This is a genomic window from Providencia huaxiensis (assembly GCF_002843235.3).
In the GTDB taxonomy this organism is placed as follows: Bacteria; Pseudomonadota; Gammaproteobacteria; order Enterobacterales; family Enterobacteriaceae; genus Providencia; species Providencia huaxiensis.
In genome coordinates this window covers 665,937-691,042 of the sequence record NZ_CP031123.2, presented here as the reverse complement: position 1 = coordinate 691,042, position 25,106 = coordinate 665,937, and the positions used below count along the sequence as shown (strand labels likewise).

Annotated in this window: 18 protein-coding genes; 7 read left to right on the top strand and 11 right to left on the bottom strand. The window is 42.0% G+C overall.

What is annotated here, in order from left to right:
• Positions 1 to 91 precede the first annotated feature (91 nt).
• The 4 genes from CYG50_RS04580 to lrp form a co-directional block, all read right to left on the bottom strand.
• Positions 92 to 1,435 (bottom strand): replication-associated recombination protein A, encoded by a 1,344-nt coding sequence (locus CYG50_RS04580; protein ID WP_102138455.1) that lies wholly within the window; start codon positions 1,433 to 1,435, stop codon positions 92 to 94.
• Between the two features lie 86 nt (positions 1,436 to 1,521).
• Positions 1,522 to 2,142, bottom strand: coding sequence for an outer membrane lipoprotein periplasmic chaperone LolA (lolA, locus tag CYG50_RS04575; RefSeq protein ID WP_102138454.1), 621 nt, complete (start codon positions 2,140 to 2,142; stop codon positions 1,522 to 1,524).
• An 88-nt stretch (positions 2,143 to 2,230) separates the two neighbouring features.
• Positions 2,231 to 5,947, bottom strand: a complete 3,717-nt coding sequence (locus tag CYG50_RS04570) for a DNA translocase FtsK 4TM domain-containing protein (protein WP_116068776.1) — start codon at positions 5,945 to 5,947, stop codon at positions 2,231 to 2,233.
• A gap of 424 nt (positions 5,948 to 6,371) precedes the next feature.
• The gene (lrp, locus tag CYG50_RS04565) at positions 6,372 to 6,866 is read right to left on the bottom strand and encodes a leucine-responsive transcriptional regulator Lrp (RefSeq protein ID WP_004256338.1); all 495 of its coding nucleotides are present in this window, start codon (positions 6,864 to 6,866) and stop codon (positions 6,372 to 6,374) included.
• Positions 6,867 to 7,402: 536 nt separating this feature from the next.
• Here lrp and trxB point away from each other — a divergent pair.
• From trxB to infA, 6 genes are all read left to right on the top strand, one after another.
• On the top strand, positions 7,403 to 8,362 hold the full coding sequence (gene trxB, locus CYG50_RS04560) for a thioredoxin-disulfide reductase (protein ID WP_004909448.1): 960 nt from the start codon (positions 7,403 to 7,405) through the stop codon (positions 8,360 to 8,362).
• A 182-nt stretch (positions 8,363 to 8,544) separates the two neighbouring features.
• On the top strand, positions 8,545 to 10,224 hold the full coding sequence (locus tag CYG50_RS04555) for a DUF7057 domain-containing protein (protein ID WP_102138452.1): 1,680 nt from the start codon (positions 8,545 to 8,547) through the stop codon (positions 10,222 to 10,224).
• Between the two features lie 414 nt (positions 10,225 to 10,638).
• Entirely contained in the window at positions 10,639 to 12,405 is a 1,767-nt protein-coding gene (cydD, locus tag CYG50_RS04550) for a heme ABC transporter permease/ATP-binding protein CydD (protein ID WP_102138451.1), read from the top strand.
• 2 nt (positions 12,406 to 12,407) lie between these two features.
• On the top strand, positions 12,408 to 14,150 hold the full coding sequence (gene cydC / locus CYG50_RS04545) for a heme ABC transporter ATP-binding protein/permease CydC (RefSeq protein WP_102138450.1): 1,743 nt from the start codon (positions 12,408 to 12,410) through the stop codon (positions 14,148 to 14,150).
• A gap of 7 nt (positions 14,151 to 14,157) precedes the next feature.
• Positions 14,158 to 14,859, top strand: a complete 702-nt coding sequence (gene aat / locus CYG50_RS04540) for a leucyl/phenylalanyl-tRNA--protein transferase (protein WP_102138449.1) — start codon at positions 14,158 to 14,160, stop codon at positions 14,857 to 14,859.
• Between the two features lie 140 nt (positions 14,860 to 14,999).
• The gene (gene infA, locus CYG50_RS04535) at positions 15,000 to 15,218 is read left to right on the top strand and encodes a translation initiation factor IF-1 (protein ID WP_004244560.1); all 219 of its coding nucleotides are present in this window, start codon (positions 15,000 to 15,002) and stop codon (positions 15,216 to 15,218) included.
• 60 nt (positions 15,219 to 15,278) lie between these two features.
• On the opposite strand, the gene clpA is transcribed toward infA, so the two are convergent.
• A complete protein-coding gene (clpA, locus tag CYG50_RS04530; RefSeq protein ID WP_102138448.1) occupies positions 15,279 to 17,561 on the bottom strand; it encodes an ATP-dependent Clp protease ATP-binding subunit ClpA in 2,283 nt (760 codons plus the stop codon).
• Between the two features lie 31 nt (positions 17,562 to 17,592).
• Positions 17,593 to 17,913, bottom strand: coding sequence for an ATP-dependent Clp protease adapter ClpS (gene clpS, locus CYG50_RS04525; RefSeq protein WP_102138447.1), 321 nt, complete (start codon positions 17,911 to 17,913; stop codon positions 17,593 to 17,595).
• Between the two features lie 393 nt (positions 17,914 to 18,306).
• Between clpS and cspD the strand changes: the two genes are divergently transcribed.
• On the top strand, positions 18,307 to 18,549 hold the full coding sequence (gene cspD / locus CYG50_RS04520; RefSeq protein WP_102138446.1) for a cold shock domain-containing protein CspD: 243 nt from the start codon (positions 18,307 to 18,309) through the stop codon (positions 18,547 to 18,549).
• An 82-nt stretch (positions 18,550 to 18,631) separates the two neighbouring features.
• Here the strand turns inward: cspD and CYG50_RS04515 are convergent, their stop codons facing one another.
• From CYG50_RS04515 to macB, 5 genes are all read right to left on the bottom strand, one after another.
• Positions 18,632 to 19,570 (bottom strand): DUF1177 domain-containing protein, encoded by a 939-nt coding sequence (locus CYG50_RS04515; RefSeq protein WP_102138445.1) that lies wholly within the window; start codon positions 19,568 to 19,570, stop codon positions 18,632 to 18,634.
• Between the two features lie 236 nt (positions 19,571 to 19,806).
• Positions 19,807 to 20,565 carry an IclR family transcriptional regulator gene (locus CYG50_RS04510; RefSeq protein ID WP_102138444.1) on the bottom strand — a complete coding sequence of 253 codons (759 nt, stop codon included), beginning with the start codon at positions 20,563 to 20,565 and terminating at the stop codon, positions 19,807 to 19,809.
• On the bottom strand, positions 20,562 to 21,395 hold the full coding sequence (locus tag CYG50_RS04505; protein WP_102138443.1) for a nitrilase-related carbon-nitrogen hydrolase: 834 nt from the start codon (positions 21,393 to 21,395) through the stop codon (positions 20,562 to 20,564). The genes CYG50_RS04510 and CYG50_RS04505 overlap by 4 nt, the downstream gene beginning before the upstream one ends.
• Positions 21,396 to 21,405: 10 nt before the next feature.
• The gene (locus tag CYG50_RS04500; RefSeq protein ID WP_102138442.1) at positions 21,406 to 22,752 is read right to left on the bottom strand and encodes a purine-cytosine permease family protein; all 1,347 of its coding nucleotides are present in this window, start codon (positions 22,750 to 22,752) and stop codon (positions 21,406 to 21,408) included.
• Between the two features lie 409 nt (positions 22,753 to 23,161).
• The gene (gene macB, locus CYG50_RS04495) at positions 23,162 to 25,105 is read right to left on the bottom strand and encodes a macrolide ABC transporter ATP-binding protein/permease MacB (RefSeq protein WP_102138441.1); all 1,944 of its coding nucleotides are present in this window, start codon (positions 25,103 to 25,105) and stop codon (positions 23,162 to 23,164) included.
• Position 25,106 lies beyond the last annotated feature (1 nt).

Here is a 25,106-nt window from a genome sequence, read left to right as displayed (position 1 = left end):
TGTTAGTAATTAATGACACTTTTTGAGGTGCATTCCAGCACAACAAATAAAGTAAAGTATTTCGCTATATAACCTTACCGCATTGCCCAGTTTAGCGATAGCGTTTTGTGGTGCTAATTTGATCCTGTTGGGCTAACCAGTCTAGTTTTTCAGCAAACTTGCTTTCTTGACCCCGTTTCGTAGGGTAGTAATAACGCGTTGTTTGCATAGGTTCAGGAAAATAGTTTTCCCCCGCAGCATATGCGTTCGGTTCATCATGCGCATAACGATATTCTTTCCCTGCACCCATTTCTTTTAATAGTTTAGTTGGGGCATTTCGAAGATGTTCTGGCACATCGTAATCCGGCTGCATTTGCGCATCTTTAATCGCTGCCTTATAGGCGGTATAAACCGCATTACTTTTCGGCGCACATGCTAAATAAACAATGGCTTGGGCAATCGCACGCTCACCTTCGGCTGGCCCCACACGCGTGAAGCAATCCCAAGCTGAAATGGCGACTTGCATCGCACGAGGATCCGCATTACCCACATCTTCTGATGCAATTGCAAGTAGCCGGCGAGCAACATACAGTGGGTCACCACCCGCGGTGATGATCCTTGCAAACCAGTACAGTGCGGCATCTGGTGCTGAGCCTCTAATCGACTTATGCAAAGCAGAAATTAAGTCGTAATAACGGTCGCCTTTGTTATCAAACCTTGCGGTTCGTTCACCACTGACTTCTTTTAATAAATCAGCGGATAAAATACGCTGCCCTTGGCTATCCGCTTCGGCCATATCCGCCATCATTTCCAGCAGATTTAATGAACGCCTAGCATCCCCATTAACCAACTGAGCAACCATTTTGCGCGTGCTATCAGGCAGAACAACATTTTGCCCTCCAAGGCCACGAGAGGTGTCAGCCAGTGCTTGCAACAATACCTGTTCAATATCATTTTCTTCAAGGGATTTAAGCAAATACACCCTAGCACGCGATAACAATGCAGAATTTAATTCAAATGATGGATTTTCTGTTGTCGCACCAATAAATGTAATCGTGCCATCTTCTATGTGTGGTAAAAATGCATCTTGCTGGCTTTTATTAAAACGATGAACCTCATCGACAAATAAAATGGTTCTTCGCCCTGCACTGCGATTTTGCCGAGCTTTTTCAATGGATTCTCGAATTTCTTTAATACCAGAGGTGACTGCTGAAATACGTTCAATATCGGCTTGTGCATAATTACCAATAATTTCAGCAAGCGTTGTTTTACCTGTTCCTGGCGGCCCCCATAAAATCATGGAGTGCAGATGACCCGCTTTAATCGCACGTGGCAACGGTTTCCCCTCTGCCAGTAAATGCTTTTGCCCAATATATTGCTCAAGGGTTTCAGGCCGCATTCTTGCTGCTAAAGGTTGAAATTCATTCTGCGAAAAATCAAGAGACAGGTTACCCACGATATCCTCTTTTTTACTTCTTAAAATATCTTATATATTAACCAGCAAATATGAATACTGCTGGTTAATATTTTCTCTAATCAATCTTATTTGGTATTTGAGCGCTGGTCATCTAAAGTGACGCCTTTTGGTACTGTAAATTTGAATTTACTTGCATCAACGCGACCATTTTTCTGCTCTTTTAATTGATAAGCGCTAGTTTGGCCATCTTGCTCAACCGCTGAAAACTGCTCAATCGTCCCTTCGGGAGAAACCGTAATGGAAAAACGTTTTAAAGTTCCACTAGTTTGTTTTGGTTTTAAATCAAACGTATTTCCCTGCTGAATGATTGAGTACTGTTTCCAATCTTTCGGGTCGTTACGCGTAATCAGTAAAAATGGCGTATCCTGCGTGGCATCCGCTAAATTAGTCACGGTCACTTGCTCGACAAACGGGTTATAAAACCACAAATTTTTTCCATCAGACACAAGTACACTTTCATCCGGTGATGTCATGTTCCAATTAAATAAATTTGGACGCTCAAGCCATAAGTCCCCAACACCTTCTTGAACCAAATCCCCTTCAGGACTCGTCACCTTCTGCGAGAAGCTAGCTTGGAAGCTATTGACCTTATTCAAACGTTCTTGAAGGTCTTGGCTTGCGTCTGCCAATACTTGGCCAATATGTAAACTTAGGGCTAACGCACCCAATAACATCATTTTTTTCATCGATGAAAGACCTTAAAATTATTACCATAAGAGGTGTTACGTCTTTATACACCCCTTAAATTAAACCAGCAATTAGCACACTAAATTATTAATGTCCCATTGACGGAGGAGCCAGAACTTCACGGTTACCATTGTGCCCTTGCTCACTGACAATACCTTGGATTTCCATTTGCTCGACAATCCTTGCAGCTCGGTTATAACCAATCCTAAATTGGCGTTGAACCCCAGAAATGGAAACGCGTTGTTTCTCAACAACAAACTCAACTGCTTGGTCAAACAGTGGGTCGAGCTCTTCACCACCGCTATCATAACCACCACCTTCGCTATCATCACTACAGGTTGTGATGCTATCAATATATTGTGGTTTACCGCGAGCTTTCCAGTCATTCACAACAGCATGAACCTCTTGGTCACGAACAAAGGCACCGTGTACCCGCACAGGTATTGAAGAGTTTGGTGGTAAATACAGCATATCCCCCATACCTAATAACGACTCAGCTCCACCTTGGTCAAGGATCGTGCGTGAGTCAATCTTACTGGATACCGTAAATGCAATCCGCGTTGGAATATTTGCTTTGATTAGTCCAGTAATGATATCAACCGATGGCCGCTGAGTTGCCAATACCAAATGAATACCTGCTGCACGCGCTTTTTGAGCCAACCGTGCAATTAACTCTTCCACTTTTTTACCTGCCGTCATCATTAAGTCAGCAAATTCATCAACCATGACGACAATGTAAGGCTCTTTTTTCAGCGTTGGATGTTCGACATCCATGCTATCACCGGGTTTCCAATGTGGATCAGGGATTGGCCGCCCCATTTCTTCTGCCGCTTTGATGCGCTCGTTATACCCCGCGAGGTTACGTACCCCTAACGCAGACATCAGTTTATAACGGCGTTCCATTTCATTCACACACCAACGCAAAGCATTCGCTGCATCTTTCATGTCAGTAACCACTTCCGTCAATAGGTGCGGGATACCTTCATAAATGGATAACTCGAGCATTTTCGGGTCAATCATGATAAAGCGGACATCTTCTGGTTTCGCTTTATACAAGATGCTGAGGATCATTGCATTCACCCCAACCGACTTACCAGAGCCGGTTGTCCCCGCAACGAGCAAGTGCGGCATTTTCGCTAAATCAGCAACAACGGGGTCGCCTTCAATATCTTTACCTAGCACGATTGTCAGTGGTGACGGATTTTTACGGAAGTCATCGCAATCTAAGACTTCACTTAAATAAACGGTTTGCCGTTTCTCATTAGGGAGTTCAAGGCCCACATAAGGTTTACCCGGTATCACTTCTACAACGCGTACAGCTACGGTTGATAATGAACGAGCAAGGTCACGTGACAATGTTGATATCCGTGCTGCTTTTACTCCCGGTGCTAGGTCAAGTTCAAACCGAGTAATAACAGGACCTGGAGAAAACCCAACCACTTCAGCTTTAACACGATAATCATTTAGCCTTGCTTCAATCAGCCTTGCTGTTTGTTCTAGTTTGAACATATCCACTGGCTCTTCTTGCGCTGGCGGACTTGCCAGCAAATCAAGAGACGGCATTGGGGTTGTTGGCTTTGGTAATGGTTGGTCATTACGCACTAAGAACGGGTGGAATAAGCTATCCTGCTGTGGCTGCTGTGGCTGCTGTGGCTGCTGTGGCTGCTGTGGCTGCTGTGGCTGCTGTGGCTGCTGTGGCTGCTGTGGCTGCTGTGGCTGCTGTGGCTGCTGTGGCTGCTGTGGCTGCTGTGGCTGCTGTGGCTGCTGTGGCTGCTGTGGCTGCTGTGGCTGCTGTGGCTGCTGTGGCTGCGCAAAAGTTTGAGTTATTGACGGTGAATTGCCAAGCCCTTCTGCAATATTATTTTGTGGAACTGCAGGTGGAACGGAAGTCGCGCTAAATGATGGCATAAATAATGGGTCTGCAGGCTCATTGTCAACCAAATCATCAACAGGAGTAAAACTATCCAGTACAGAAAACTCTTTTCTTAAATCAATCTTAGGCTCAAAGTCCTCTTGTTCTTGAGAAGAATACGCTTGCGTAAACTGCGGCTGATAGCTGTTATCCAGTGTTGGTGGGACTTCCTCAGGCTCTGGAATTGTATGTGTATTATTAGATTGTTGTGAAGCCGACGCCCAGCGGTGTTCAATCTCTGGCTGCGTAAATGCGCTGGCTTTATTTTCTGCCATTGGCTCATTTTGCAATTGGTCTTCATTAGAATGCACGCTATTTAACGGTGCTTCATAATCAGTTTCATCAACATCACCATAACGTTCGCGTTGCTGTTCTAAAAACTGCGCTCGTAGTAATTCGTCTTGTTGCGCTTCATCATCAGTTGCAGGCTCGTCAGACTCACTTGCAGACCACTGCTGATACACCTGCTCACGTTTAGAGGCCTCTTCTTCACGCCGTTGTAGTTCTGCATCACGTAACGACGGAATGCGAATGCCATATAATTCACGACGCGTCGGTAAACGAACAGGATTAGGTCGCGGAAGCTCTGGCTCCATATTTTGTTTAACTTGAGCATGACGCTCCAGTGCCGCGACTGAAATACCTGCAGCCGCTAATGCAGCCGGGTTAGAAACCCTTTCAGTGACAGATGACGGAATAATGTTTTGCGTTATATTTGAAGGATCAAGTGATGACACTGATGTCGCCTGTGGTTCAAACGCCGCTTGATTAACAGATGTTGCCTGATTATTCGAGTACCCTGGAGAAGCGATATTATCGTGTTTTTGAGGCTCTGTTTGTTGATTATGATGAACACCAAACATCGGTTCTTCTGGTGCAACATACGCAGACGATTGAACTAACGGCTCATTAGCTGTTTCTGATATTGCATCAAAACCAGCACCGAGCTTAGGTTGGTAATCTTCTGGTACTTCAAAATGATATGTGCTCGGTTCATCCACTGTCGAGAAAGCGGGTTCTGGATCTTGTTCTAATTCATTTTGATTGACCGAAGGGATTGGATTTTCTGGCGCTGTAATCGCTTCGCTCGTCGTTTTTACCGTTGTTGGGTCGACTTCTGTGACTAATTCAGCCACTGTGGGTGCAGAAAATAAAACATCATCAACATCAATGTGTTCTAAGTCATCATTGGCTCTGTGCTCTGCTTCTTGCGCACGCTGTAAAGCCCCTTCAGTTTCTTCAACATCGTAATCATAATCATCTAAATCGTCTCCCCTTGCTCGATTTGTTAGCAACGTAATCGGGAGAAGGACGGCTGCACCAATTTTTTCTGCAATGGTAAGCCATGACCACCCAGTAAACAGCGTAAAGCTTATCGCCCATAAAAACAGTAATGCTAAAGTGGCACCTAATGAATTGAACCACGGCATAATTGCACTACTAAATACACTGCCAATCACACCACCAGAGGCGAAGTTAGGTAAGTCGTCAAAATTGAGAGCTGCGAGGCCACAAGAGGATAAAATAAGCGCTAGCCCACCAATTAATCTTAATGATAAAGAGAAAAAGTCAATATATCGACGTTGACTTTCATATTGGAAAATCGCCCAACACCCTAAAAGCAATAATGGAGGGATTGCAAATGCAAGAATACCAAAAGCAGAGAAAAGGATATCTGCACTCCATGAACCAACGCTCCCCCCTAAATTTTTCACAGGGGCATTCCAAGTCGTTTGTGACCAGCTTGGATCTGAAGGGCTGAAGCTCAATAAAGCCACCATTAAGAAGAGTGCGCTCAAGCATATTGCGAGCAAAATAACCTCTAATAGCCGTCTTCCGCTACTTAGTTTTTTAAATTTGATATGTTTATCTTCTGTATATTCTTGGCTCATTATTGTTTCTTTGCTAACTGATGTTCTTGACTAACCTAGGTTTATTCTATCATTAAACGCCTGACTCTGCCTGCTTTACAACGACTAAGGGAAATCAGGGCCTCACCAAAGCACTAAGATGCAGTATTCCATCTAATGTATGATGATTCAATTTCTATTTCTCGTCAAAAATCCTAAATATTTATAGCTTTAGAATCAATAAATTGGAAATAAAACTTATCAGTTGCTTAGTAATTTACGTAAAACACAATAGAAAGGCTCAGATAGTAGCCTGTTGAAGCAGTTAAACGACAAAGCATGATGTTTTGATAAAACAACAGATGGGGTAAGAAAAACGGAACAACGCTGAGTAAACTCAGCGTTGAAACTGCAGTGCGGCAACAAAGCTGAAATGCTGTGCTGAATCGAGGTTAAAAAGCAATAATTAGCGAGTTTTGATCACTAAGCGATTGCTTTGTTTAACTTCTTCCATAACTACATAGGTACGAGTGTCGTTCACGCCTGGTAAACGTAACAGAGTTTCACCTAACAGTTTACGATATGCGGACATATCTGGCACACGCGTTTTCAACAGGTAGTCAAAGTCACCAGAAACTAGGTGACATTCCTGAATTTCTTCCAGTTTTTGAACTGCAGTATTGAATTGCTCAAACACATCTGCAGCGCCACGGTTGAGTGTAATCTCAACAAACACGAGCAAAGATGCATCTAAGTAGTGTGGATTTAATAACGCCGTATAGCCAGAGATAAATCCTTGTCTCTCAAGACGACGTACACGCTCTAAACAAGGTGTTGGAGATAAACCAACTCGTTTAGATAGCTCTACGTTAGAAATTCGCCCGTCTTTTTGTAGTTCGTTTAATATATTCCTGTCGATACGGTCAAGGTCTTTGCCAGGACGCTTTTTATTGTCAATCATCTCTTTATCTCTCTTTCTCTAATTGTTATTTTCTACATCTAAAAATAAGCACCTTAGTCACCACCTCTATTTATTTAGGAATTCGTGTTCAGGAGCAAATTTTATTCATAATGCTGAAGTTCGTGTGAATGTAATTATCACCCACAATTTTTACTTGTATTTTAAATTTGTAAGTAGTGTAAAGTTAATTTTCCAGTAAGAACAAAAATGCGCCATTTCCATTGATCTGCTAGATAATTAACTCTTACACTGATGTTTTCGCAAATGCGCAGCCGATTGTCAAAGCAAATGAATAAAAATCAGTACAAGATTTCGCTTTTTTTTCCAGTAAAACGTTTCGCAGCCTTAATTCAAGATAATTCCTAAAAATTGTGATGCGTGACACAAGCAACTTTTTGTCACATTTTCTTACATTTTGTCGGTATTACCTATTGATGAAATAAGCTAAATGAAACTAACTTACACTTAAACCACTTTTGTTAGCCTCTTATTTCTCCTACAATCTCGTAAATGCTTTTTAGATTAAAGAGGAATTCATGAGCACAACAACACATCGCAAGTTAATCATTCTTGGTTCTGGCCCTGCGGGCTATACTGCGGCTGTCTATGCTGCACGTGCAAACTTAAACCCAGCATTGATTACTGGGGTGGAAAAAGGCGGTCAATTGACCACCACAACTGAAGTTGAAAACTGGCCTGGTGACCCAGAAGGTTTAACCGGTCCAGGGCTTATGGAACGCATGCATGAGCACGCGTCAAAATTTGACACCGAAATCATATCTGACCATATCCAAAAAGTGGACTTAAAACAACGTCCTTTCCGTTTAATTGGCGATGAAAATGAATATACCTGTGATGCACTGATTATTGCGACAGGGGCTTCCGCTCGTTATATCGGCCTACCTTCAGAAGAAGCGTTCAAAGGCCGTGGCGTTTCAGCTTGTGCAACCTGTGACGGTTTCTTCTATCGTAACCAAAAAGTCGCTGTCGTTGGTGGTGGAAACACTGCAGTAGAAGAAGCACTGTACCTTTCTAACATTGCTTCAGAAGTCCATTTAATTCATCGCCGTGATAGTTTCCGTGCGGAAAAAATCCTGATTAATCGTTTAATGGATAAAGTTGAGAACGGTAATATTATTCTACATACCGACCGTACATTAAATGAAGTATTAGGTGATGATATGGGCGTAACGGGTGTGCGCTTAGAGTGTACGAAAACACATGTAACAGAAGATATTCCTGTTATGGGGGCATTTATTGCCATCGGCCACAGCCCAAATACCGGTATTTTTGAAGGCCAATTAGATTTAGACAACGGTTATATTAAAGTGCAATCTGGCACTCAAGGCAATGCAACTCAAACGTCTGTTGAAGGTGTGTTCGCTGCAGGTGATGTCATGGACCATATATACCGCCAAGCAATTACCTCTGCGGGTACAGGTTGTATGGCAGCCTTAGATGCAGAACGCTACCTTGATGGTTTAGCATCTAAATAATCAATAAGTTATTGTGATTTAGATAGGCTTCAATTTTTCCTCAATTGAAGCCTTTTTTATTACCTATGCTACCCATCTTAACTATTAGTTTTACATATATTTTTAAGACCAAGTTTATATTGTACTTTTTTAATACTGCCTATACTGTTTTTACATAACATTAATTAATATAAGGTGTAGGTATGGGGCAACAATCAGAACGTGATGTCATTCGCGGTTATTCTTATTTTATTATTGTCATACTTGCCGTAATTCAAGGCATCGTCATCACAGCCACGACTGATTACTCTACCCGTCTAGAAAGCCAACTTAGCGCCACCACTCTGTATCTACCTATTTTGCTCGCCATTTTTGTTCCTTCAGCAATAAGTTACCTAATTACCAATGCAAAATCCGCTATTTTCTATCTCAACATTGTTGTCATTATTGGGTTAATTTTCTGGCTCAATTACTGGCATTCCCAAGACTTTCAAAATCCGACAGATGCAGACCCATTCTTCGCCTTTATCACCCTAACTGTTCTACTCTTTTTTATGCTTCCTTGGATGCAATCGTGGCAAACCACAAGAACATGGAAAATCGACTACGGTTGCTTGATGGGGCTATATATTAAAAATACCTTTTTAGGTGTTCTAGCTTCTGCAATAGGTGGGTTACTCACTTTAATCGTAAAAATAGCCAGTTTTCTATTTGGTATTGTTAACCTAACTTTTTTGAGTGAAGCTCTTGATAACGACGTTATCTATTGGGTGAGCTTTGCACTTGGCTTCAACGTAAGTTTAGCTTTTTTACGCGCAACATTGAATGTACAACTCAGTAATTTTGTTAGCTTTATTGCTCGTTTTTTCTTACCTCTTTTAAATATTGTTGCCGTTATTTTCTTGGGTGGTTTCGTTGTTTCTCATTTTTCAGGTTTAACCTCTGCGGGTTTAGGCTCCGCAGTGATGCTATGGTTTTTAATTTTAAACCTCATTTTTATTAATTTTGTGTATGGCGATGGCACAACGCAATATCAATTCCGTGCAGGCCTAAATGGTTTTGTTTTAATTAGCATTATTCTACTCAATGCATTCTCAGTGCTTTCTCTTTATGGCATTTTGGTGCGAGTAAACCAGTATAGTTGGAGTATTGAACGCCTGTATGCCTTTACTATTGCCTTATTCCTATTTGCACTGGTTTTTGCTTATAGCATTGCCATTATCTATAAAAAATCAGCTTGGATGTCCTATCTGGGGTCTATCAATAAAGCAGGAATTTTATCTCTGATTGCCATTATATTAGTTATTAACAGCCCAATAGCTGATTTTAAACGCATCACACTGAACAGTATTCTTGCAGGTATTGAAAATGGCAAAATTAAAGTCAATAGCTCCCTTGCTTATGACTTAAAACAATTAGGTGAAAAAGGACTACAGGCTTTTGAACAACTCAATAAGAACCCTGAATATCAAAAGCTATTCCAAACTAGCCCTTATGAAGAAGAACAGCGAAAACCGCTAAAGTCAGTTTTAATTCAAGCTCAAAATAGCCCTACAATACCCGATAGTTGGTTCGACCTCGGGGAGAACCTTAGCAGTGCATGGTATTGTACTTCACAATACGACCCATACCCATGTGTTGGCTTTATGGCCGATATTAACCAAAACAATCAAGATGATGTGGTTATGTGCTATTCCTACCCAAGTGGCTCTAATATTGATTGCCATATATGGCAACAAACGGAACAAAGCTGGGAGTTAATGGATACGCAAACTCACTCATTTGATACCATAAAAGAAAAAGATCAGGCTTGGGATAATTTATTGAAAGGAAACTTTAAATTGAAACCTAAAGAATGGTTAATGATAGACCCCTCTTCTTAATTCTAATTAAAAATGCAGGCGGCTTAACATTTCTTTGTTAAGCCGCCTTTTCATTACGTAAAAATACAGTAACATCCCAATATTATTACATCTCAAGCTCTACTGAAATATTAAATTTACCTTTACAAAACAATTTGATAACAAAACACAAATCACTTTAAATTACCCACTTTTATTATGCAACATATGGTGGTGAAGCTGTTATGATGTAGCCTAATACTCGAATTTATGGGTAAGATCAAAAACGCAGATTTTCTTATAATCACCCATTGCGTGACCCGATCAAAAAGTTATCGTTCTCATGCGGTTTAAAACAGCCCAGCTGCAATATAACGCATGGTAAAAGCAACGTTAGGTTGGTATTTCCTAACTATACTCAATGACATTAAAACTACACCTGCTAACTAAATCATTATGGATAAATCAAGACAGACTGAATTGGTACGTTGGTTAAAACAACACAGTGCCCCTGCCAAGCGCTGGTTGCGGATCTCTATGTTACTAGGCATTTTGAGCGGATTACTGATTATTGCTCAGGCCTGGTTCTTAGCTGTTATCTTACAAGCATTGATTATGGATAACGTTCCTCGAGAACAGCTATTAACCCCTTTTATGCTTTTGATCTGCGTTTTCGTCTTACGCGCAATTGTCACTTATATACGAGAACGTGTTGGCTTTCGTTGTGGCCAAGTGGTGCGCCAAGAAATACGCACCATGGTACTCGATAAACTTCAAGAACTTGGCCCTGTATGGGTTAAAGGTAAGCCTGCGGGGAGTTGGGCTACGATTATTCTTGAACAAATTGAAGACATGCAAGATTACTATTCACGCTATCTTCCACAAATGTATTTAGCAGGGATCATCCCCATTATGATCCTGATTGCTATTTTCCCATTTAACTGGGCAGCCGCCCTCATTTTATTTGTCACTGCCCCGCTGATCCCGATTTTTATGGCATTAGTTGGCTTAGGTGCGGCAGACGCTAACCGTCGTAATTTTATTGCATTAGGCCGTTTAAGTGGCAGTTTTCTTGATAGGTTACGAGGCCTAGATACCTTACGGTTATTTTTTCGTGAGAAAGCAGAAATTAAGCAAATTCGCGAGTCAACAGAGGATTTTCGTTCCAGAACGATGGAAGTACTCAGAATGGCATTTCTGTCTTCAGGCGTACTTGAGTTTTTTGCGTCGATTTCGATTGCTGTTGTTGCCGTCTATTTTGGATTTTCCTACCTTGGTGAAATGAACTTTGGTAGCTATGGCTTACCTGTCACACTGTTTGCTGGCTTCCTTGCTTTGATACTTTCTCCAGAGTTTTTCCAACCATTACGTGACCTTGGCACATACTACCACGCTAAAGCACAAGCTGTTGGTGCCGCTGAAACACTCGAAACGCTATTAAACAGTGAGGGGGAACAAAAAGCTCAACAAGGCACCCAAACACTGAGCAATGAAGCTATCTATATTCAAGCTAAACAATTAGAAATTTTATCCCATGATGGCGTGCGCCTTGCAGGGCCATTAGATTTCAATATTGAGCCACAACAACGTATTGCTATTGTCGGTCAAAGTGGTGCAGGGAAAAGCTCATTACTGAATTTATTGTTAGGCTTTCTACCTTATCGCGGCTCCATCACCATAAATGGCGTTGAACTTCGCGAATTATGCCCTGACAAATGGCGTGAGTTACTGGGTTGGGTTGGGCAAAACCCCCACCTTCCAGAGCAAACATTGATTGAAAATATCTGTTTAGGCAAGCCAAATGCTACAGAAGCAGAAATTAAACAGGCTATTGATAATGCCTATGTTTCCGAATTCTTAGCTCATTTACCTGACGGCCTAAATACCAAACTCGGTGACTATGCTGCCCGTCTTTCGGTCGGCCAAGCTCAGCGAGTTGCCGTTACTCGGACCCTGTTGAAACCATCTCGTATGCTACTTTTAGATGAGCCCGCTGCAAGCCTAGACTCCCACAGTGAGCAACGTGTCATGCAGACACTTAACCAGCTATCAAGCCAGCAAACGACCCTCTTAGTCACCCATTTACTGGAAGAAACCCTGGATTACGACCAAATTTGGGTAATGGCTAATGGGCAAATCATTCAGCAAGGTAATTACACACAATTGAGTCAGTCAGAAGGCGCTTTTGCCCAGTTACTTGCCCATCGCAGTGAGGAGCTTTGATAATGAAAATTTTATTACCTTTCTTAGCCCTTTACCGCCGCCATTGGTTTTTAATTACGTTAGGCATCATATTAGCAATTGTGACCTTGCTGGCGAGTATTGGTTTACTTACCCTTTCCGGTTGGTTTTTAGCTGGAACCGCAATTGCGGGGTTTCCGGGTCTTTATTATTTTAATTACATGTTACCCGCTGCGGGTGTCCGTGGTGCTGCAATTTTTCGTACCGCAGGCCGTTATGGAGAACGCTTAGTTAGCCACGATGCGACCTTTAAGGTACTTGCTCATTTACGAGTTTTTGCTTTTAGTAAAGTATTGCCCCTTTCGCCGGGGGGGATCAGCCGTTTTCGCCAAGGGGAGTTACTCAATCGTCTGGTCGCTGACGTAGAGACCCTAGATCACCTCTATTTGCGGGTTTTATCGCCGATCATTACGGCATTTTTTGTTACCTTTGTCCTTATTTTTGGTTTAAGTTACCTCGACCCACGTCTTGCTTGGACACTGGGTGGCATCATGTTGTTCTTGCTATTTACGATGCCATTTATATTTTATCGTGCAGGAAAGCCCATTGGCCGTGAGCTAACCGAATTACGTGGAAGTTATCGCACTATTTTAACCTCAGCACTGCAAGGACAAGCTGAGTTAACATTATTTGGTGCCACTGAACGTTTTCGCCAAAACTTGCTTAATATCGAAAATAAGTGGCAAGTGCGCCAACAACAGCAAGCGGCCCTCACTGGGTTATCTCAAGCCATTATTTTATTTGCCTCTGGTGTTACAGCAACACTACTTCTTTGGATGGCTGCCGACCATGTAGGGGGCGACACAAAACCGGGAGCACTGATTGCTTTATTTGTGTTCTGTGCGCTAGCGGCTTTCGAAGCATTAGGCCCTGTTGCTGTTGCCTTCCAACATATGGGTCAAGTGATTGCATCTGCTACTCGCGTTTCCCAATTAATGACCGCGAAACCAGAGGTCAATTTCCCAAGTGAAAGCCCTTCAATCACAACATTAGAAAATCTGACTGTCGATAATATTTCATTTACCTATCCAGAACAGCCATTTGCTGTTCTTCACAATGTGTCTTTAACGTTGAATAAAGGCCAACACCTTGCTTTATTAGGCAAAACAGGTTGTGGTAAATCCACTCTTCTGCAGTTATTAACCCGTGCTTGGGATGTTGATAGCGGAACCATCTACTTAAATGGCACGCCTATTAACGAATTTAGCGAAAAATCGTTACGCAATATGATGTCTGTTGTGCCACAACGGGTTCATGTCTTTAGTGATACATTGCGCAATAATCTATTGCTCGCCAATGAACAAGCCTCTGATATCGAATTAAGCGAAGTATTACAGCAAGTTGGCTTAGGTAATTTATTAGAAAACGAATTAAAGCTTAATGCGTGGATGGGTGAAGGCGGTAGACAACTTTCTGGCGGGGAACAACGTCGCTTAGGCATTGCCCGTGCGTTGTTACATAACACACCATTAATTCTTATGGATGAGCCAACGGAAGGGCTTGATGCGCATACTGAACAGCAGATTTTAGCGCTGCTCAAGGAAAAATGTGCTGATAAGACATTAATTGTCATTACTCACCGTATGCAAGGCTTAGAGGAAATGGATAACATTTGTGTGATGGATAATGGTAAAATCATCGAACAAGGTACCCATCAAGCGCTGTTGAGTATGCAAGGCCAATATTACCAGTTCCGCCAGCGCCACTGGGCACAGCAACCGCTCTGAGGCGTATATGTACCAATTAGATGATGACTCCTATTTGTTTCCTCCCGTGTCTGAAGCGATGCGGGAACCCAATGGCTTATTAGCGATTGGTGGAGATCTTTCATCAAAAAGGCTGCAAGCTGCCTATTATGATGGTATCTTTCCTTGGTTTAATCCTGGAGAGATGCCTTTATGGTGGTCTCCAGACCCTAGAGCCGTACTCATGGTTGGTGAATTACATATTAGCCGGTCAATGAAAAAAGTATTAAAAAAGCAGACTTATCGCATTACTATTAACCATGCTTTCGAGCAAGTTATTGCAGCTTGCTCTATACGTCAAGAGGGCACTTGGATTTTACCCGAAGTGCAAGCAGGTTATTTGGCATTACACCAAGCGGGGATGGCGCATTCCATTGAAGCTTGGTATGGCGATAAACTCGTTGGAGGCCTGTATGGCGTGAACATGGGGCACCTATTTTGTGGGGAATCCATGTTTAGCAGAATGAATGATGCATCCAAATTTGCTTTTATTACATTCTATTTTCATTTTTTGCGCTATAATGGGCAGCTTTTTGATTGTCAGGTACTTAACCACCATACTGCCTCAATGGGCGCAAAAGAGATATCCCGTAGGGATTTTTTACATATTCTTTACCGGTGGCGTGACAAAGCGATTGACCCCGCCTGCTGGTTACCGCAATCGATTGAAATACCGCCAATTTTCGAGTAACGAATTTTGGTTTTATAGTAAATTTATACCCTCATGTAAAAATAAAGATCGCGTTAAAATGCGACATTTCTTTACTTAGTGTGGGTTTTTGGGCATTATCTTGCCCGTTAAAAATCAGGTTATTAAACTTAGAGGATTAGATGGCCAAAGAAGACAATATTGAAATGCAGGGCACTGTGTTAGATACCCTGCCAAACACAATGTTCCGTGTTGAACTGGAAAACGGTCACGTGGTGACTGCTCATATTTCTGGAAAAATGCGTAAAAACTATATCCGCATCCTGACAGGCGACAAGGTAACTGTAGAGTTAACACCTTATGACCTGAGCAAAGGCCGAATCATTTTCCGTAGCCGTTGATATTCTCTTCAGGCAAGGCCTGACAACCACAGGTGCATTAATACACCTGTGGTCTATTCGTCAGAATACCGCATCCTCCGGAGAGGCCTTGTGCACGCTACTGAAGCTGTATGTCAGTGTGTTACTTTTTTCATCAAGCCCGATACTTACAGAGCCACCATTCGTTAATGAACCAAATAGCAGCTCGTTTGCTAATGGTTTTTTCAGGTTGTCCTGAATGGTGCGAGCCATAGGTCGGGCACCCATCGCTTTATCATAGCCTTTTTCACATAACCAACGGCGAGCCGCAGCGCTGACTTCAATTGAGACGCCCTTCTCATCAAGTTGAACTTGTAATTCCACTATAAATTTATCAACGACCTGCGTAATAATTTCTGGAGTTAATGAGTTAAACCAAATGATACCATCAAGGCGGTTGCGAAACTCTGGTGAGAACGCCTTTTTGATCTCAGACATCGCATCAGTGCTATTATCTTGCTCTGCAAAACCAATAGAACGACGCTGAGTTTCTTGTACCCCTGCGTTGGTTGTCATTACCACTACAACATTACGGAAATCAGCCTTACGACCGTTGTTATCCGTTAGAGTACCATGGTCCATGACCTGTAAGAGGATATTAAACACATCAGGATGGGCTTTTTCGATTTCATCTAGCAATACCACTGAGTGCGGATGTTTAATAACTGCATCCGTCAGTAAGCCACCTTGATCAAAGCCAACATAGCCAGGAGGAGCACCAATTAAACGGCTAACAGTATGGCGTTCCATATACTCAGACATATCAAAACGTAATAGTTTAATATCCAGTGCTTTAGCTAACTGGACCGTGACTTCCGTTTTACCCACCCCCGTCGGCCCAGCAAATAAGAAAGAGCCCACTGGTTTATTTTCTAACCCTAAGCCTGCGCGATTCATTTTGATTGCTTCAGACAACGAATTTATCGCTTTATCTTGTCCAAAAACTAACATTTTCAAACGTGAATCAAGTGTCTTGAGTTTGTCTTTATCGCTAGAGGAAACGGTTTTTTCAGGGATGCGGGCAATGCGTGCCACGACAGTTTCAATTTCAGGTACACCAATGGTTTTTTTACGTTTACTTGGTGCAACCAGTCGCGTTCGCGCCCCTGCTTCATCAATCACGTCGATGGCTTTATCTGGCAAATGCCTATCAGTGATATATTTAATAGATAAATCCACCGCGGCTTGAATTGCTTTTGCGGTATAACGAACATCGTGATGCGCTTCATATTTAGGTTTTAGCCCATTTATGATGCGAATTGTTTCTTCTGGAGTTGGCTCTACAATATCAATTTTCTGGAAACGACGCGCCAAAGCTCTGTCTTTCTCAAAAATACTGCCAAATTCTTGGTATGTTGTAGAACCAATAACACGAATTCGGCCACTTGATAGCAACGGCTTAATTAAGTTAGCCGCGTCAACTTGCCCACCAGATGCTGCTCCTGCACCGATAATCGTGTGTATTTCATCAATAAATAAAATACTTTTTGGATCTTTTTCCAACATTTTCAGTAATGCTTTGAAGCGTTTCTCAAAGTCACCACGGTATTTGGTTCCTGCCAGTAATGAACCAATATCTAATGAATAAATTGTGCAGCCTTTCATGACGTCAGGTACATCATCTTGCTCAATACGCCACGCTAGCCCTTCAGCAATAGCGGTTTTACCGACACCAGACTCGCCAACTAATAATGGGTTATTTTTACGACGGCGACACAATACTTGAATAGTACGCTCTAATTCGGCCTGACGCCCTACCAGTGGGTCGATATTCCCTTTCTTGGCCTGTTGGTTCAGGTTGCTCGTAAAGTTGTCCATATGGTCTTCTGAGACCGGCTGCTCTTCATTTTGCACGCTATTAGAAGAGATATCTTGTTCTGATGACGACTCTTCGCCTTTTATCGTGCCATGAGAAATATAATTAACCACATCTAAGCGGCTAACATCATGCTTACGTAATAAGTACGCAGCTTGGGACTCTTGCTCACTAAAAATCGCCACTAATACATTTGCACCACTGACTTCGTTGCGCCCAGATGATTGCACATGAAAAACAGCACGCTGTAATACACGCTGAAAACTCAACGTAGGCTGGGTGTCTCTGCTATCATTTTCGGGTAACAAAGGTGTAGTTTGCGCGATGAAGTGTTCAAGTTCTTGACGTAATGCAACAAGATCAACCTTACAAGCATCTAAAGCTTCGCGAGCAGAGATATTACTCAGTAACGCTAGCAATAGGTGCTCTACAGTCATAAACTCATGGCGACTGTCTTTCGCTTTCGTAAAAGCTACGTTTAAACTAAGCTCCAGTTCTTGATTGAGCATAAGCACCTCCCAAAATTGATATTAAGCCAAATTAGACTTTCTCTATAGTGCAAAGCAAAGGGTACTCATGTTCACGAGCAAAAGTATTGACTTGTGCCGCCTTAGTTTCAGCAACCTCTGCAGTAAAAATTCCACAAACTCCCTTTCCTTGAATATGGACATCTAACATTATCTGTGTAGCGCGTTCTTCATCAAAAGAAAAGTATTTTTGTAACACTTCGACAACAAAATCCATCGGAGTATAATCGTCATTATTTAATAGCACCTTATACATCGATGGTGGCTGTAAGGTTTGATCTATTTCATCTTTAAAAATGACGTCAGTTTTAAATGTGCCCAGAAAATCACTCATTACTTGCTTGCTCAGTGTTTAACTTCAATTTAAGCATAGTCTTTATTATCAACGATTTCTATCAATCATATTGATAACGTCATAAAACTATACCATTTAGTCACTATGATATTTTTTGTTTATATTGCATTAAATGACAGTGTAGCATGGGAATCATCTTTGCTTCTATGGTTAGCAATCTGTGAACCATATCAAATATTACAAAAAATGAGCGCGATTGATTAGCGAATTCTGAACACTTTCCACTAATTCCTGAGCCTCACCTCTTGACCTTAGAAGGCAATTTATTACAGTATATTTTGTAAACAAATAACACGGTATTTATACTTATTCAGTGTGTGTTTTTTATACATAGCTCTAAACGCAAATATTGGTAAATTTGAAGGATGAAATATGGAGACAGGTATCGTTAAGTGGTTCAATAACGCAAAAGGCTTTGGCTTTATTTGCCCAGCTGATGGCGGAGAAGATATTTTTGCACATTATTCCTGTATCCAAATGGACGGTTACAGGACACTAAAAGCGGGCCAGAAAGTTCAGTTCAGTTTAACCATTGGGCCAAAAGGCAACCACGCTGAGCTTATCATCCCTATTGAAGCTGAAGACAATTCCGCTAATAACAGCGAATCGAGCTAAGCTTTTACTCAATAGAGCACAGTTAATTATTTCAATTACATTGATGAGGCTAATAATTAACTGTGGCTATTCTCTGAAATGACTAAGTACGATTACCCGCTGTTTGCAGATGACACATATCACCATACAGTTCAGTTAATAATGCATATTGTTCAACATCATAAAATGCACACTGATTCGCGGTAAACTCTTTCGCAACTTCTATCATAAATTTTACTGTAGCCGCAATATCAACCTCATGGCTAGCTCCGGTAGAGCAACCTGGCACCACAGTCTCTGAGCAAATAGCGACACCAACCACTGGTGCAGATGTTGATACCGCAGGTTGCAATATACTGTTGATATGATGTAGGCCATTGCCATATGGCGTGATGTCTTGAATTGATAGTGGGAATGTCACCGCTTTTTGGCCACTACTCCACTCCATCAAACGAATTAAATCCTCTGATACGGGTAAAATACAACCATTTTTTACTGTAGGAGACAGTGCATACCCTTTATGATTGAGTAAGCGATTTCCCTTTGTGGTATCTACGGACAAAATAGCATCCGCTTCTGGGATCGCCTCATGTTGATTCATCGTGGCATCTTCAAGGGGGGAGTCCATGAAATCAACAGGTGTATGTGGACGTGTTGGTGCATTTGGGCAAATATGGGTTGTGATCACGACATCGCCAAGTAATCGGTCGCCCTTCTCATGCATTTGTGCCAGTTTAAGCGCTGCTGCAAGTGCGGCAATTGCGCCATCTGCATCAGACACAACACCGATTCGAGAAGGCCTAGCACCTATTCCACCTAAACGCCCGATGATCCCCAGTGTTGGCGCATCTTTATGCTGTGATTTACCTTGTGTTCCAGGAATAAGAATGCGAACAAAATCGCTTTGTCCTTTGTGATCCTTAACCGTTTTAGACATAACTTCAATGTGTGAGAAATCTTGGAACAATGCAACAATGTCTTCACCTTTAACACTAGCGCAATCGATTAGCTCATATACGCAAAGAGTTTGTTTTAGACTCATTGTACTTCCTTTAATTTTTTTTATGGGAGTGAAGAGCTACTTTGAGGTTAACTCGCCTAAAATAACGAGTTAACCTCATTTCGCTCTAGATGAAACCTCACGTAATTGAGGTCTCATTTTTCCTGATGAAGGCGTATTCACGCACTTAAAATACTAACAATATAAATATTTATAATTTACTACTTACTGCTACTACCTACTTCTTACTACTGTTTACTTTTATGAACAAAATAAACTCATGACTTATTTATGCTTTTTTGTAACCAATACGGGTCACCCACCATACAACCAAGATAAGCAGCTTTATGGCAAAGACTCATGGATAACTGTGCCATAACCTCATCATTCATTTGTGTTGCAGGTAAACTTAAGCACAGGGCATATAACGTATTTTGCGCTGGGTCGAAAACTGTACTTGATATTGACGCGACGCCAGCAACAGATTCATCCATCGAAAATTCCCAGCCACGCTCAGCCACTATGTCCAAACGCTCAACTAATTTAGCCTGCTCTTGCTCTTCTTTTAGTTCGCGGCCGATGATTTTTGACCGCTCATTTAGCGGTAACCTTGCTAATAACGCACGTCCCGTTGAAGTCCCCAGTATGGGCAACCGCGTACCCGGCTGAGTGATCACTTGTAACATGCTATTGCCAAAGCGCGCATGAACGACACGAACCATATCATCATCAAGTGCTGATACATAACTGGTAAACCCGCTATCTTTCGCAAGTTCATCAAGTGCTTCAAGCATCATATCGATTAATGGATTCATCCCTCTAGCCCGATGCGCTAATTCCATAATCAACAAACCCGGTCGATATATCGGTGCATTGTTTTTCTTTTCAAGCAATCCGAGTTCAGCCATTTGCTTTAAAAGACGGGAGGCTGAACTTTTAGGCATACCTAACTCATTAACTAACGTTGTCACAGTCAGTTCGTTCCCTGAACGCAGGAACAGTTGGTAAACATCAACAACGCTAGATAAAATACTCATGACCCTGAACCTTGGGTTAATACACTATAACTTTGTGGCTTTCTGTCTCTTAGATAAGGCACATTTAAGCGTGTATGGGCTTGGTTTAAAAAATCAACCTCACCAATTAATAGCTCCTCACCTTCACAGCCCGCTTCACAAAGTACTTGGCCGCGAGGACCTAAAACCTTGCTACCACCAAATAAATGCAGATCTTCTTCATGGCCCCAACGGTTCACCGCAAGTAAGTGAGTTCCATTTTCTAATGCTCGACAGGCGCTGTTAATATCCCAGACATCTCGGTCTTGAACGCACCAAGCTGAAGGCGCTAATAATAATTCCGCGCCTTGTAATGTTAAAATTCGTGCGACTTCAGGAAACCCCATGTCATAACAAATCATGACACCGATTTTACCAATGGGGGTTTCAAACACCGGAAAACTATCACCTCGTCCAAACCACTGTTTCTCTATACCAAAGGCATGAACTTTACGAAAAACGCCACTAATACCATCACACCCCGGGTTCCAAACACCGACAGAGTTATAGATATCACCTAAATATTCACCGCGTTCAACAAAACCGCTAACAATAGTGATATTTAAACGAGTAGCAAGTTCGCTAAATAGCGTATAAGTTTCACTTCCGATGGAATCGCTTAAATCCCACAGCTTGGTAGTCAATAAGTCACCACGGTAACCCGTTGTCGCCAGTTCAGGGAAACAAATCAATTTTGCTCCTGAATCCGCGGCTTGTTGGCACAATTGTGCCATACGTTGTAAGTTATTAGTTTTATTGCCAAGTTCTGAATCAAACTGAGCCAGAGCAACTTTAACTTTTGTACCTGACATGGTTTAATCCTTAATCTAAATGAGACACTTTGCGAAAGTGTACCGTTTCAACACCTTTCGCTTTCGCCTGCCAGCGCATTCCGATCCAATAAGCGACAGCACCAGTAATTAAAGAGTTAAGCGCAGGAATGCCATAGTCAGCGTGCAGCGGACCTAATTCTGATGTCCCCCACCCAACCAGTACTGCGATCACCCATACCACAAGTGTTACTGGGTTATATGCTTCACAGCTGGGTGGTAATATGCCTTGTTCTCGAGTGATATCTAGCTCTTTGCGGTCACGCTTCAACAAATAATAGTCAACAACCATGATCCCTGCGACAGGCGGAATGGCTATTCCTAAGTAAATTAAGAAACCAATAAAGTTATCTAAGATCCCTAACATTGAAGCGATAGTCCCAAAAATACCAATCACCCACGTTAAATAACGGCGGTCAAAATGCTTATTAAATATGGCATTTAACAGTGTTGAAAAACCTAACGATGATGAATACAGATTGATATCATTCATTTTTATTGTTGAGAAGATAACAATCGATGCACCTAATAGCCCTGTCAGCGCCATCATTAAATCAAATACTTGGCTTGTACGTAATGACAGCGCCATCAGTACCGCTATCATATTGACCAGTAGCTCACCGAAAAATGTGCCGATGAGCGTCATCCAAAACACATCTTTAGGCCCTTTCATAAAGCGGCTGATATCAGGTGTTGTTACTGCTGCAATAATAAAACCACCAGCAACCATTGTGATGGCCGCAGGCATAGTCATTAATGGCCCGGCAGGTTCAGTGTCATTGATAAGCGTACCAATATCTTGACCTGATAATAAATTATATGTCGCCCAGCCTAACGCAAATAAAAATAGCGGCGTTGAGATATTGGCAGTAATAGATAAAAATCGATACCCATATACTGTTATAACCGTCACCGCAATACCTGTAATAAGTGACCAAGTCCCTGGTGTTAGCACATTAGTCGCTTTATACATACCATCCGCAAAGAAACCATTTTGGACGCCAAACCAGCCCATTAAGGAGATGGCAATCGCGCCACCAATAAGAGCTGAGCCTAACTTACCAAAACCCGCCCACCGAGACAGTAGGCTAATCGACATTCCTTCACGGCATGCAGCTGCTCCAAGCCCCCAGCTGACAACCTGTAAAATTACAGAGCCAAGCATTGTTGCCCAAAACGCCTGCCAAAAAGTTAACCCATAACCAAGAGCCGCACCTAACATCACTTGAGAAACACAAGCTAGCGCACCAATTCGTAGAATTAACACTTCATAGAACGGCCTACGAGCACTTTGGGGTACTCGAGCCAAAGAATAATCTTCACCTGCTTTATTCGCCATATCGCACCTGCTGTGTGGTTGTCTTTGCTTAGTTTTTTACTGGCTTTATTATAAGTTCCATTATATGGAACCGGGTTTCATTTATTCTACAGGGCAAATCATATCTATGATCGATACCAATTCGCAAGCAGAATTTATCTTTTCAGACAGTTTTTTATTATGAAATATTTTAAGAAACGAGGGAATATATAGATTAAAAAAAATATTATTAGAAAATTAAGGAGTTAAAAATAACGCATTTAATTAGCAGAATTTAATTGAGGAACTCAGTTCCAAAAAACGGGACTATTCTTGAGCAGATATCTCTTTCAAGTTAGCATTTAATATCTTCTCTCTATCTTCTGCATCAAACCCTATGATGCAGAAGATACGCAACAAGCATTTAGATCATAAATAATTAAGCTGTAAACTATTCCCTCGCCAACGCATCAATTGGGTTCAAGCGAGCCGCATTTCGAGCAGGTAAAAAACCAAAAATAATACCAATGGCCGTTGAACAAACAAAGGCACTGACTAACGCCACAGGATCAAAAGAAAATGTCCAACCCGGTAACGCCATTTGAGCCAATAAGCTAATCCCATACGATAGTCCAATCCCCATTAGCCCTCCCATCAAACATACCAGCACGGCTTCGATGAGAAATTGCTGCATCACATCGCTAGTTCTAGCACCTACTGCCATTCGAATACCAATTTCTCGCGTTCTTTCAGTAACGGAAACTAACATAATATTCATCACACCAATTCCTCCGACCACTAATGAAATAACTGCCACTAGTGTGAGAAATAACTGCATTGTTTGGGTTGTTTTCTCTGCCGTTTTAATAAAGGTATCGAGGTTATAGGTGAAAATATCTTGTTTACCGTGGCGTAATGTCAGTAAACGGATCAGTTGCTGCTCCGCAGTTTTAGCGTCATAACCGTCTTTAACCCGTACAGTAATACTGTCGTAATAGGGTCGATTAAGCACTTTACTATTTACCGTGGTATCTGGTAACCAAATGGATAATGACTTATTAGAGCCAAAAGCAGATTTTTTCTCTTCAAGCACACCGATAACCGTTGCAGGCATATTACCAATGAGCAAAGTTTCGCCAATAATATGTTCTTGTTTAGGGAAAAACCGGCGTTTGGTATTGGCATCAATCACCACCACTTGGGCTCGCCTGTCCGCCATATCTTGAGTAAACCCCATTCCTTCTGAAAACTTCGAGGCATAAACATTAAAATACTCACGCCCAACACCTAAAAGTTGAGCTGATGCATCTAAATTGCCTTTTCTTAACCGAGTTGAGCTATTCAATTCCCCAGAGACAGCGTGGACATAAGGCTGCTTAGCAATCGCGTCAATGTCCGAAGATTTCAATGATTGCCTATTTTCCGCATCGTCACTACCGAAATCTTTCCCTGGATAGATAGAAATGGTATTGGTTCCGATCGATTTAATATCATTAAGGACCATACCTTGTGCCGCATCACCGATCACCATTATTGATACCACCGACGCAATACCAATGATAATCCCAAGCATCGTCAGTAATGTGCGCATTTTATTGACAACCATGGCACGCCAAGCCATTAACAAAGCTTCGCTAAACCGACCATACATTTGGTTTAATGTAAGTTTTCTTGCCGGGGCTTTTGGTAATGAATTTGTTCGTGTCGTGGCTTTGCTACCCGAGTCATTCAAGATCTCGCCATCTTTAATTTCTACGATACGTTCCGCTTGCTGAGCTATTTCAGGGTCATGCGTGACAATAATTACGGTATGTCCTTGGGCACAAAGGTCTTTTAAAATATTCATGACCTCTTCTCCCGAATGGCTATCCAGTGCTCCTGTTGGCTCATCCGCTAGAATTATCTGCCCACCATTCATTAGAGCCCGGGCAATACTCACGCGCTGTTGTTGCCCACCAGACAACTGGCTTGGGCGGTAATCAACCCGCTCTCCGAGCCCTAAACTCTGCAATAGTTGAGCAGCTCGCTCGCGACGTTGGTTTTTACCGGCCCCTGCATATACCGCAGGCACCTCAACATTTTGTTCCGCACTTAAATGGTTTAATAAATGGTAACGTTGAAAAATAAAACCAAAATGTTCACGGCGCAGTTCTGCCAATTGGTCGTTATCTAACGTTGCGACGCTTTGGCCATCAATACAATAATTCCCTTCTGTTGGTTTATCTAAGCACCCAATAATATTCATGAGTGTAGATTTCCCTGACCCCGAAGCGCCAATAATCGCCACCATCTCACCTGCATTAATTTGCAGTGAAACGTTTTTTAAGACCGTAACTTGGTTTTCACCTTCCCCATAGCGGCGAGTGATCCCTTGAAGAACAATTAACGCAGACATA

Bases quoted from the DNA above. Each gene is read 5' to 3' on its own strand.
- lolA (WP_102138454.1), bottom strand. From the start codon at position 2,142: ATGAAAAAAATGATGTTATTGGGTGCGTTAGCCCTAAGTTTACATATT.
- CYG50_RS04570 (WP_116068776.1), bottom strand. From the start codon at position 5,947: ATGAGCCAAGAATATACAGAAGATAAACATATCAAATTTAAAAAACTA.
- lrp (WP_004256338.1), bottom strand. From the start codon at position 6,866: ATGATTGACAATAAAAAGCGTCCTGGCAAAGACCTTGACCGTATCGAC.
- trxB (WP_004909448.1), top strand. From the start codon at position 7,403: ATGAGCACAACAACACATCGCAAGTTAATCATTCTTGGTTCTGGCCCT.
- CYG50_RS04555 (WP_102138452.1), top strand. From the start codon at position 8,545: ATGGGGCAACAATCAGAACGTGATGTCATTCGCGGTTATTCTTATTTT.
- cydD (WP_102138451.1), top strand. From the start codon at position 10,639: ATGGATAAATCAAGACAGACTGAATTGGTACGTTGGTTAAAACAACAC.
- cydC (WP_102138450.1), top strand. From the start codon at position 12,408: ATGAAAATTTTATTACCTTTCTTAGCCCTTTACCGCCGCCATTGGTTT.
- aat (WP_102138449.1), top strand. From the start codon at position 14,158: ATGTACCAATTAGATGATGACTCCTATTTGTTTCCTCCCGTGTCTGAA.
- infA (WP_004244560.1), top strand. From the start codon at position 15,000: ATGGCCAAAGAAGACAATATTGAAATGCAGGGCACTGTGTTAGATACC.
- clpA (WP_102138448.1), bottom strand. From the start codon at position 17,561: ATGCTCAATCAAGAACTGGAGCTTAGTTTAAACGTAGCTTTTACGAAA.
- clpS (WP_102138447.1), bottom strand. From the start codon at position 17,913: ATGAGTGATTTTCTGGGCACATTTAAAACTGACGTCATTTTTAAAGAT.
- cspD (WP_102138446.1), top strand. From the start codon at position 18,307: ATGGAGACAGGTATCGTTAAGTGGTTCAATAACGCAAAAGGCTTTGGC.
- CYG50_RS04515 (WP_102138445.1), bottom strand. From the start codon at position 19,570: ATGAGTCTAAAACAAACTCTTTGCGTATATGAGCTAATCGATTGCGCT.
- CYG50_RS04510 (WP_102138444.1), bottom strand. From the start codon at position 20,565: ATGAGTATTTTATCTAGCGTTGTTGATGTTTACCAACTGTTCCTGCGT.
- CYG50_RS04505 (WP_102138443.1), bottom strand. From the start codon at position 21,395: ATGTCAGGTACAAAAGTTAAAGTTGCTCTGGCTCAGTTTGATTCAGAA.
- CYG50_RS04500 (WP_102138442.1), bottom strand. From the start codon at position 22,752: ATGGCGAATAAAGCAGGTGAAGATTATTCTTTGGCTCGAGTACCCCAA.
- macB (WP_102138441.1), bottom strand. From the start codon at position 25,105: ATGTCTGCGTTAATTGTTCTTCAAGGGATCACTCGCCGCTATGGGGAA.